12 protein-coding genes are annotated in these 11,009 nt (G+C 32.3%); 2 read left to right on the plus strand and 10 right to left on the minus strand.

Annotated features, from left to right (window positions below; genetic code table 11):
• Positions 1–27 precede the first annotated feature (27 nt).
• Positions 28–900: a cyanophycinase gene (locus E0I61_RS13980; RefSeq protein WP_131992631.1), complete on the plus strand. Its 873-nt coding sequence runs from the start codon at positions 28–30 to the stop codon at positions 898–900.
• A gap of 74 nt (positions 901–974) precedes the next feature.
• Entirely contained in the window at positions 975–1,817 is an 843-nt protein-coding gene (locus E0I61_RS13985; protein WP_131992628.1) for an isoaspartyl peptidase/L-asparaginase, read from the plus strand.
• 31 nt (positions 1,818–1,848) lie between these two features.
• Here E0I61_RS13985 and E0I61_RS13990 read toward each other — a convergent pair whose 3' ends face one another.
• From E0I61_RS13990 to thrS, 10 genes are all read right to left on the minus strand, one after another.
• Complete coding sequence (locus tag E0I61_RS13990; RefSeq protein WP_132072153.1) at positions 1,849–2,652, minus strand: endonuclease/exonuclease/phosphatase family protein; 804 nt, start codon at positions 2,650–2,652, stop codon at positions 1,849–1,851.
• Positions 2,653–3,154: 502 nt separating this feature from the next.
• Positions 3,155–3,445: a hypothetical protein gene (locus tag E0I61_RS13995; protein WP_131992622.1), complete on the minus strand. Its 291-nt coding sequence runs from the start codon at positions 3,443–3,445 to the stop codon at positions 3,155–3,157.
• Positions 3,446–3,463: 18 nt separating this feature from the next.
• Positions 3,464–3,769, minus strand: coding sequence for a hypothetical protein (locus tag E0I61_RS14000; RefSeq protein WP_132072155.1), 306 nt, complete (start codon positions 3,767–3,769; stop codon positions 3,464–3,466).
• 126 nt (positions 3,770–3,895) lie between these two features.
• Positions 3,896–4,183: a hypothetical protein gene (locus tag E0I61_RS14005; RefSeq protein WP_131992619.1), complete on the minus strand. Its 288-nt coding sequence runs from the start codon at positions 4,181–4,183 to the stop codon at positions 3,896–3,898.
• A 189-nt stretch (positions 4,184–4,372) separates the two neighbouring features.
• A complete protein-coding gene (locus E0I61_RS14010) occupies positions 4,373–5,041 on the minus strand; it encodes a DNA-binding transcriptional response regulator (protein ID WP_132072157.1) in 669 nt (222 codons plus the stop codon).
• Positions 5,042–5,052: 11 nt separating this feature from the next.
• Positions 5,053–6,771, minus strand: a complete 1,719-nt coding sequence (locus E0I61_RS14015; protein ID WP_132072159.1) for a tetratricopeptide repeat-containing sensor histidine kinase — start codon at positions 6,769–6,771, stop codon at positions 5,053–5,055.
• Positions 6,772–7,174: 403 nt separating this feature from the next.
• Positions 7,175–7,519: a 50S ribosomal protein L20 gene (gene rplT / locus E0I61_RS14020; RefSeq protein ID WP_035633036.1), complete on the minus strand. Its 345-nt coding sequence runs from the start codon at positions 7,517–7,519 to the stop codon at positions 7,175–7,177.
• 171 nt (positions 7,520–7,690) lie between these two features.
• The gene (gene rpmI, locus E0I61_RS14025) at positions 7,691–7,888 is read right to left on the minus strand and encodes a 50S ribosomal protein L35 (protein ID WP_022827375.1); all 198 of its coding nucleotides are present in this window, start codon (positions 7,886–7,888) and stop codon (positions 7,691–7,693) included.
• 115 nt (positions 7,889–8,003) lie between these two features.
• Positions 8,004–8,561 (minus strand): translation initiation factor IF-3, encoded by a 558-nt coding sequence (gene infC, locus E0I61_RS14030; protein ID WP_369800971.1) that lies wholly within the window; start codon positions 8,559–8,561, stop codon positions 8,004–8,006.
• A 16-nt stretch (positions 8,562–8,577) separates the two neighbouring features.
• The gene (thrS, locus tag E0I61_RS14035) at positions 8,578–10,524 is read right to left on the minus strand and encodes a threonine--tRNA ligase (RefSeq protein WP_131992610.1); all 1,947 of its coding nucleotides are present in this window, start codon (positions 10,522–10,524) and stop codon (positions 8,578–8,580) included.
• Positions 10,525–11,009: the final 485 nt, after the last annotated feature.

Below are 11,009 nucleotides of genomic sequence, written 5' to 3' on the forward strand. Positions count from 1 at the left end.
TTTTATCTTTTTAGTTATTTTTACAAAATGAATATACTAGGAAAACTAATAATAATAGGTGGTGCGGTAGATAAAGGAAGTTTTACTGAAACTGATTTGGATAAAAATGCAACTAACAATTTAAACTTTTTTGAAACTGGAATTTTAAAAAGGATACTAAACGAATCAAAACACAAAGAAAATTCACGAATAGAAATCATCACAACTGCTTCAATTATTCCACGCGAAATTGGCCCAGAATATGTTAAGGCTTTTGAATATTTGAATGCTAAAAATATAGATATACTTCATATCGAAAGACGGGAACAAGCAGCAGAAGAGGAAGTTTTGACTCGATTAAAAGCGGCAGATATTGTTATGTTTACCGGTGGCGATCAATTGCGATTGACTTCCATTCTTGGTGGGACACCATTTCATGACATTTTATTGGATAAATACCACAATGAAGAATTTATTTATGCCGGAACTTCAGCAGGAGCTGCAGCGGCCTCTAATAATATGATTTATCAAGGCAGTAGCTCAGAAGCTTTATTGAAAGGTGAGGTGAAAATTTCAAGTGGATTAGGCTTAATTGACAGAGTTATTATCGATACCCATTTTGTACAACGCGGGAGAATTGGCAGGCTTTTTCAAGCTGTTGTTGGGAATCCAAGAGTTTTGGGAATAGGACTTGGAGAAGATACCGGTTTGTTGATCACCAATAATGTAGAGATGGAAGCAATAGGTTCCGGGTTGGTTATTTTGGTAGATGGCCGTGAGATTAAAGATACCAATTTGACGAAAGTAGAATTAGGCCAGCCGATATCAATCTCACATTTGGTAACGCATGTTATGAGCAAATTTGACACCTACAATCTAGAAACCCATAAAATGCACATTCAATCTTCACATTACGTATAATTTAATTAGGTTTTGGGTACTTAGTTTAGGGCTTTAGTCTAATATCCAACACTCAACACTTAATTCCCAATACTATGAAACTAATCATACATGGAGGTTTTTTTTCGGAATCATCCACCAATCACGAAACAAAAATTGCCAAACAAAATGCATTAGAACGAATTGTAAAAGATTCCTATGCGTTTTTAAAAACACATTCAGCATTAGAAACTGTTGTTTATGCAGTTTCACTTTTGGAGGATGATGAATTGTTTAATGCAGGAATTGGTTCCCAAATTCAAAGTGACGGAAAAATCAGAATGAGCGCCGCAATTATGGATGGAGAAACCCAGAAAATGAGCGGTGTCATCAATATCGAAGAAGTGAAAAATCCTGTTCAGGTGGCTCAAATATTGATGCAATATGATGATAGGATTTTAGGTGGAAGTGGAGCAACTAATTTTGCAAGAGAAAATGGTTTTGAACCTTTTTCGACTGAAATTCCACAACGTCGCGTTGAATATGAAGCAAAGTTAAAATCATTAGGAACCGGAACTGTGGGTTGTGTCGCTTTAGATACAAATGGGAAAATTGCTGTAGCAACTTCAACAGGAGGAAAAGGTTTTGAAATTCCTGGACGCATTTCAGATTCTGCAACGGTAGCGGGAAATTATGCCAATGCATCTTGCGGAGTGAGCTTGACAGGAGTAGGTGAGGACATTGTGAGTAATGCTACCGCTGCTAAAATTGTGACTCGCGTTACAGACGGTTTTACATTACAAGACGCCTTTATTAAAACTTTCAACGAATTAAAACCTTATGATGGTTTTGCGGGTGCAATTGCTATTGACAACCAAGGAAATATATTTCATAAGGATTCGCATCCCAGTATGGTTTTTGCCAGTTTTGATGGAGATAAATTTGAGGTTTTCGATTAGCCTTTAGTGTAATCGATACCTATTTTTGAGATTAATTTAAAGAGAATTCAAACCAAATAGGAATATGATCGGATATTATTCTGGCTTCTTTTAGGGAATTAAAATTTTTATGAAAAGGGATAATTCCCGAATTCAGAGTTTTTATTTTTGAAGTTTTGTAATACATATTGTCAAATTCAGAAGCGAGACATTTACCATTTTTACATTCTTGTTTCAAAGAGGTTTTCTGGTTGACCAAAATCGATTGATACCCCATTTCTTTCAAAGGATTAAAAACCGTGTGTGATTGCGGACAATTGAAATCACCTGCAAATATTAAATTCAAGTTGGGATATTCATCGGGTAAAAACTTGAAGTATTTTATCTCGGTTTCAGGTTGTTTATTTTTAGTAATAGCATGAAAATTAACGACAGTAAATTGTTTATTTCCATATTGAAACGTACAGAAATAGGGTTCTCTATCAATCTCTAGATGGTATTTTTTTTCGAGCCAGGCTCTCCCTATTTTCTTGACTTTACTCGTTTTCCAAATAAAGGCATAACGTTCCGTTTTGTAAGCACTGCTGCTGGTTGGATCACTAATTACATAATCCCATTTGGCTCCTTTTCGATTGAGTTCATCTGCTAATCGGGCTACAGCTTGAGCACCACCATAACCCGCTACAACCTCTTGAATTGCAATGATATCATAGTCACGAAGTGTATTGGCTATGTAGCTTATCGTTTCATCGGATTTAGATTTTCCAAGGTTTTCTATGTTCCAAGAAAGGAGTTTGGTTTGGGAGAAAGTAACGGAGGAAATAAGTAAAAGTAGAAGTGAAAAGAGAGGTTTCAATTTGGGGATTGTATTTTAAAGTTTTTTAATTAAAGAATAACGGAAATTACCGATCAATAATTGTTTGAACCTCATATTTAATTATGAATTTAGAATATTTTGTTTGATTTTTTTCGGTGATATTCCTCTTTATTTCTTCTCTTTCTAAGACAGGTGTGATGGCAAAAATAGTGAATTAACTCTGAAATTTCTGTTATGTAATTTTTTAGTTTTTGAATTTAATAAATTAATGATTCTTCCTTTTGTTTTAAAGCTAAACCATAAAAATAAAGCATCATTTTACGATTTTTTTATTTTCATCTCCTTTTCCAAATTTTATATACTAAAAAAATGATACAGATTGAACCCAAAAAAATTATAGCTACATGTGCTGAAAATAACAGATTGGATTTCAAAATAATTGACGACTTCATTGATTTTTTTTTTAAAATTTGTGTAAAACTACCTTCTAAAAAGAATAGTATTTTACGGTTTTCCTCATTTGGATAAAAAACAGACTATTTTATTCAAAAACAGTATTATGAGTTTTTGTGTTATTTTTTATGTAGATAATTTTCCCTTTTCGATGTCTGGAAAAATGTTTGACTGGGCGTTGCTTATCAGAAAGACCTATTGTGGTTTGTATGGGATCATCAAATTTATTTAATGGATGTTTGTTTTGATTATTCATTTGTTGCTTTTCATTCGCATCATATTTATTTTGTGTATCTCTTTGTTTTTCTGGTTGTTCTTTTGAGGAAAAAGAGAATAATGCTATGAATAACAAGAGTCCTAGAAGTATAATTTTTTTCATTTATTTTTGAAGAATATATTAGTTACAACATGCATTCTCTATTTTTTTTCGAATTTTAAAAACTTTTGTAAGTTGCTTTTTTGTTAATAGCTCTTTCTTTATTCCTTTATTCAGTTTTTTGCTTAAGCTTTCAGACTTTACTTTCAAATATGGATATTTTGATAATGAAACGCTATTCCCTTTAAGAGATTTTTTATATTGCATAAGATACTCTTTGACATAATTATTATAGTCATTGAGTTTTTCATCCCATTTGTCTAGAATTAGTTCCTCTTTATTTTTTTCGGGTACGTTCAGAATGGATTTAGCTTCGTTTTTCTTCATGACCACAATTATTTTTTTAAAATCACTTGGATTTTTTATCTCATCAAAAGTAAGTTTGATAAAGGAGATTGCCTTACGGGAACCCGTAAACGATCAAAAAAAAGAATACATTGAAATAAAAGACTATTATAGTTTTACCCAATTACTTGCAATCCAGTCTAATAATTGAGATCTGTAGATTTCGTTTTCCAAAGAGGGATGTTGTAAAAAGCCTTCTGCTTTTTGAAAACTTGCTTTAGTTTGAGGAACTTTGTATTTCTTTAAAAACTGATTACAGAAATGTATTACTTCAAATTCTTCTGTTTTATCAACATAAACCCTATCAAGAACTTCGATAGTTTTAGGGTAATCGTCAGCATCTATTGTTTGCGAATATCCAGTAAATGCTAAGTCCTCTCTCGTGAAATCTGCCATTTTATATGATTTTAAGTTTTATTGGCCAAACCTAATATCTTTAGAAATCATTTCTTTACGGGAAACCGTAAAAGAGGTAATTATTTTTTTAAATAATAGCATTCAATTTCTAAGATTTGAAATTGTTGGTTTTCTTAAACGGATTCTATGATTGTTGTGCCGTTTTTTATTGGAGAGAAACAGAAACTATTATACTAAACCTAAATCTTTGGTAATGGCAATAAGATGTACATTATTACTGGCTTTGAAGTATATTTTTAATCTGTTGATTCGTTTTTCGAGACTACTACTGCCATTTGGAATGATTCCAGAGTCTTTAAATTCCGATGAAATATCCTCAAGAGTTAAACCTTTAGATAATGATCTCAAAAGTGAAATGTCATAGGATTCAATTTCAAAAAGGGATTTGTCTCTTAATGCATGAGATATTTCAGATGATGGTTTGATTTCTTCATTGTTATAAATGCGTTGAATCGCTTTTTTTAGCTCAGGAATGCTATCTCTTCCTTTAGATACATAGGCATTAATTTCTAAGTTATTGAATAATGATTTTATTCTAAAGGATTTGTCTTCTATAGAGAATACTATTGTCTTGATATCAGGTTGTACTTTTTTTACTGCCTCAATTAGTTCTTCACCAGAGCCGAGCTTGTTTTCTCTATGGTCTGGTTTAAATGACAAATCACTAATTAATAAGTCATAAGGCTGATTGTCATGAAATGCTTTTTTTATTTTTAAAAATGCATCATCACAGTATTTGGCATGATGAATTTCTAAGATAGAAATTTCCTCTAGAGCTTGAATAACTGCTATACTGATACTGTCTAAATCTTCGGCTACTAAAACTTTATGAAACATAGAATCGTATATTATATTGGAATAATAAATTGCACTTTAAATCCTTTATTAGATTTAGTATCAAAAGTAATTATTCCTTTTATGGCCTGAATACGGTTTTCCACATTTTGGAGCCCATTTCTCGAATTTAATTGTTCTAATGTTGCTCCGGCCCCGTTATCAGTATAATCTATTTGTAATTTGTTTCCTATTTTTTTAAAAGTTAAAACAACTAAACTGCATTTGCTGTGTTTTTTCATATTGACTAACAATTCTTGGATAACACGATAAATGATGATTTTTTTGTTACTATCTAATGCCATCCAATTGATTGAATCCATTCCATTAGTTATCACATTTACTTCCTGTGTATTAAACCCGGACATCATTTCTTTCAAATCAAATATAAATAAAGGCCCGGTTTGCATAGCATTATTTTCTCGGGATATATTTCGTGTCCTTGAATAAATTTTGTCTAGATTGGAAATCAATATTTCTTTATTATGATTTGTGGATAAATCTTGAGTTTCAGCAAAAGCCATGGTTTGATAAACATCATTAGCTAATTCATCGTGAAGTTTTTTAGAAATGCGAATTTCGGTATTATAAGAAGCTTTGATCTTTTCTCTTTTATTTCTGGCTAAAAGTAAATTAGTTATAAAAACACTTATTATAGTAATGGTTCCCACAACTAAATATAAGATTAAATTTCTCTTTTTTTGATGTTCTGATTGAAGTATTTTTTGGGCTCTTAGTTTCTGATTTTCATCTTTTTCTTTTTTTGAATCGTATTTTATTTTGGCAAATTGATTCTTAGCCTTTTGTCTCACTTTATTTATACTATCATTGATATGGAGGTATTTCAGAGAATATTCTTTGGATTTATTTCCTGGACTGTTTTGTATTAATAATTTTAGACATTCCAATCTTGAGTCAACGCTGTTAAGCTTTGTTGCTTTTTCATATGCTAGTTGGGCATAATTATTACCTAAATTGACATTACTTTTTTTATAAAACTCAGAAAGATGGTAATAACTTGAAATTAATCCCCAGTCATCCTTTTCTTTTGTTTTTATTTTTAAGGATTGATTTAAATAATCAAATGCTTTTGAATCTCCTACTTTAAAATAGGAATATCCTAGATTATCAATTATTCTGGAAAATAATTCGGCATTGTTTAAAACTTCTTTTTTGAAAGTTAATGGATATAGAATTTGTATTGCACGCCTATGATTTCCCATTTCCATATATGTTAAGGCGATATTGTTTTTTATACCTGATTTTCGAAGTTCATCAGTTTTTAAATTTAATGCTTTATTGTAGTAGTAGAGTGCATTTTCATAATCATATGCATATAAATAGTTAATACCAATTATGGTATAAATATTCCATTTATATTTGGGATTTGTAGTTTTTTCTAAAAAAGGAATCGCCTCCATAGCGGTAGTTTCACTACCAGAATAATCCCCTTGGTTTTGTTGAATAGTAGCTAAATTTGATATTGAATAGATGATTTTAGAAACATCTTTTTTTTCATCACAGGCTGATTTAGCTTTGTTGAAATAATAATAGGAACTATCATATTCTGATTCCTCAAAATATTTGTCTCCTAGGTCAACCAGTCGGTCAATTTCAGCTGTATTATGTTTTTTATTGGGATTGTTTAGCGTCTTTTTTTCACAGGAGTGAAGTATTAAAAAGAAGAACAATGATAAAAAATAAACTATGGTGTGTAACTTTTTTAGAATCATTTCTCGAAAATACAGAAATTAATTAAAATACTTAATATATCTCCTAAGCAATTTAGAGTATAGTTTTAGAAGAAGAGCTAGAGTTTTCAGTTTCTATGCGTCAATTAAATTATTCTTAGTGTTTTAAATGGTTACATTGTTTTAATTTTTTTAGTTAAAACTTTATGAAACATAGAATTGAGTATTATTTTGATTATTTTTAGCAGATGATATTGGGACAGTTTCATCTCCAGATTTACATCCTGTAACTGATAAACCATTAAAACCTATTACGCAATATATTATTGATAAATATCTAAAACAATAGTATTATTTAAAACTAAATTTTAAAAACAAAAAAACCCCAATCTTTCGATTGAGGTTTCTATATAAGTAAGTAATCTAAATTGAGTTGATAAAACGTTTATTTTACTTTATTAAGTACTGCTTTGAAAGCTTCTGGGTGGTTCATAGCTAAATCTGCAAGAACTTTACGGTTCAATTCGATTCCGTTAGCTTTTACTTTACCCATGAATTGTGAATAAGACATTCCTTCCAATCTAGCTCCAGCGTTGATACGTTGAATCCATAAAGCACGGAAATTTCTTTTGTTCACTTTTCTGTCACGGTAAGCGTAGCACATTGCTTTCTCTACCGCATTCTTAGCAACTGTCCAAACGTTTTTACGTCTACCAAAGAAACCTTTGGCTTGCTTCATTATTTTTTTTCTTCTTGCTCTTTTAGCAACTGAATTTACCGATCTTGGCATAATTTTGATGTGTTTTTGTAGCAGGCGGCTTGAATTTAATCAAAAGCACTTAATGGCCATACTCCAAGGTTATTTTAAATTGTTTTAACCTAAAGATTATTTAGTCAAAAGTTATTAAAGTCGAATGTCGAAAGTCTTTAAGACCTTTGAGTTTTCAACGTTAAGACTTAATTAAATAATTCTTAATTGTTGTTTGATGCTTTTCATATCTGTTTTGTGAACTAGCGCTGAGTGTGTCAAAGCTAATTTACGTTTTTTAGACTTTTTAGTCAAGATGTGACTTTTAAAAGCATGCTTTCTTTTAATCTTTCCAGAACCAGTAACTTTGAAACGTTTCTTGGCGCTAGATTTGGTTTTCATTTTAGGCATTTTTTCCTAGTGTTTTAATTTATTCTTACTTACTATCTTTTAGTCTAAAGTTTAAAAGTCTAAAGTTTAAAAGTCAGCTTATGACTTTCGGCTTTATGACTTCCGACTTTAAGACTTATTTCTTCTTTTTCGGAGCAATGAACATAATCATTCTCTTTCCTTCAAGAACTGGCATCGCTTCCACTTTACCAAACTCTTCAAGATCTGTTGCTAGTCTCAATAATAATATTTGACCTTGATCTTTATAGATAATCGAACGCCCTTTAAAGAAAACAAAAGCTTTCAATTTAGCTCCTTCTTTCAAGAACTTCTCAGCATTCTTTCTCTTAAATTCATAATCATGCTCATCTGTTTGAGGTCCAAAACGAATTTCCTTAACGACTACTTGTGTAGATTTCGCTTTCAGGATTTTATCACGTTTCTTTTGCTCGTAAACAAATTTCTTGTAATCCATGATTTTACAAACCGGCGGATCAGCATTTGGTGAAATCTCAACTAAATCCAATTCAAATTGATCAGCTAATCTTAAAGCTTCCGAAAGTTTAAAAACTCCAGGCTCAATATTTTCACCTACAAGTCTTACTTCTTGTACACCACGAATAAGGCTGTTTATTCTGTGGGCATCTTTTTTTTCTACGCGAGGTTGGTAACCTCTGTTGCTTCTTATTGCTATGACTTTATAATTTAAGTTAAACTGTAAATACTTTTAATGTTTTATTGATCTCTTCGTTCACAATAGCAGCAAATTCTTCTATTGTAACGCTGATATTTCCTTTTCCTTCCTGCCCATGACGACGGATAGATATAGTGCCATTTTTCTCTTCTTCCTCGCCTACTATCAACATAAACGGGGTTTTTTGCATTTCGGCATCCCTAATTTTCTTACCTATAGTCTCGTTTCTGTTGTCAATGAGGGCGCGAATTTCGTGATTTTCTAGCAAATCTAAAACTTTTTTCGCATATATTTCATATTTCTCGCTCAAAGACAATATTATAGCTTGTTCCGGCATTAGCCAAAGAGGGAAATTTCCTGCTGTATGTTCTAATAAAATCGCAATAAATCGTTCCATAGATCCAAAAGGTGCTCTATGAATCATCACAGGTCTATGTAATTCGTTATCAGATCCTTTATACGTCAAATCAAAACGTTCTGGTAGGTTGTAATCCACTTGAATCGTTCCTAATTGCCATTGTCTTCCTAAAGCATCTTTTACCATGAAATCCAATTTTGGACCATAGAAAGCTGCTTCGCCGTATTCAACAACAGTATTCAATCCTTTGTCGGCAGCGGCATTGATAATGGCATTTTCTGCTTTTTCCCAGTTTTCATCGGTACCTATATACTTATCTCTATTTTCTTTATCTCTCAAAGAAATCTGAGCTGTAAAGTTTTCAAATCCTAATGAACCGAATACATATAGTACCAAGTCAATTACTTTCTTAAACTCTTCATCCAGCTGTTCCGGAGTACAAAAAATATGGGCATCATCTTGAGTAAAACCTCTTACACGAGTCAAACCGTGTAATTCACCACTCTGTTCGTATCTGTAAACTGTACCAAACTCAGCATAACGTTTCGGTAAATCTTTGTATGACCAAGGACGTACATTGTATATTTCGCAGTGATGAGGGCAGTTCATTGGTTTCAATAAAAACTCTTCTCCTTCAGCTGGAGTACTTATAGGTTGGAAACTATCTGCACCGTATTTTGCATAATGTCCTGAAGTTACATATAATTCTTTCTGACCTATATGTGGCGTAACCACTTGCTCATATCCGCCTTTTTTCTGTGCTTTTTTCAAGAACTGTTCTAGGCGATCTCTCAAAGCTGCTCCTTTAGGCAACCACAATGGCAAACCTGCGCCTACTTTTTGTGAAAATGCAAACAGTTCAAGTTCCTTCCCTAGCTTTCTATGGTCACGACGTTTTGCCTCTTCCAGTAATTCCAGATATTCAGTTAGATCCTTTTGTTTAGGAAACGAAGTTCCATAAACACGAGTCAACTGTTTGTTTTTTTCATCACCACGCCAGTAGGCTCCGGCAACACTCATGATTTTCATTGCCTTGATAATTCCGGTATTTGGAATATGACCACCACGACATAAATCAGTAAATGTATCATGATCGCAAAACGTAATTGTCCCGTCCTCAAGATTGGTAATCAGCTCTGTTTTGTAAACGTTGTCCTTATATAGTTCCAAAGCTTCAGCTTTAGAAACTGGGCGTAGTTTAAATTCATGCTTGCCTCTTGAAATTTCAAGAATACGATCTTCGATTTTTTTAAAGTCGGCATCTGTGATTTTCTGGTCTTCAAAATCTACGTCGTAATAAAATCCATTAGATATTGCTGGTCCAAGAGTTAATTTTATCCCAGGATACATTTCTTCAAGAACCTGCGCCATTACGTGTGAAGTCGAATGCCAAAAAGCTTTTTTTCCGCCTTCGTCATTCCATGTATATAATATAAGACTGCCGTCCGTCGTCAAAGGAGTTGTTGTTTCCACAGTTGTACCATCAAAAGAAGCCGAAATTACATTTCTGGCAAATCCTTCACTAATGCTCTTGGCAACATCCATAGGAGTTGTCCCTGGAGCAAATTCTTTAACTGACCCGTCGGGCAAAGTAATCTTAATCATTGTTTGTTATTTTAAGAATGCAAATATAGACCATTACAAAAATACATACAATATATATGTAAGGTTTGTTACTATATAGGTGTAAAAACAAAATAGGTACACATTATATATAGGTAAAGAGCAATTTTTTTTGTTTAGGAGCTATTTCCCGCTATTCGTTACAAATGAAATTCACTGAAGTCTAATAAAAATAAAAGTATAGTGAGTAATTTTTTCTTTCGTGAAAGAAACGAGAGAGAAGAATTTTCACTGTTGTCGGGGCTAGGAGAGTGGTTTTGGTTAGTTATATTTCGCTTAAATCATCCGTAATGCTGAGTAATTGGGAATATTGAATAAAAAGGAGGATAAAGATAAAGGATACGTATATATAGTATAGAGTTGATAAAAGGAGGGTTTGGTGTGTTTTTCGGTTCTTCTTTTTAATTTAGTCAAAAAACTTTGTCATTCAAGAATCATGTTTTCAGCGAGTTAAAGTTTGGGTTAAT

The organism is Flavobacterium ranwuense (assembly GCF_004349315.1).
In the GTDB taxonomy this organism is placed as follows: Bacteria; Bacteroidota; Bacteroidia; order Flavobacteriales; family Flavobacteriaceae; genus Flavobacterium; species Flavobacterium ranwuense.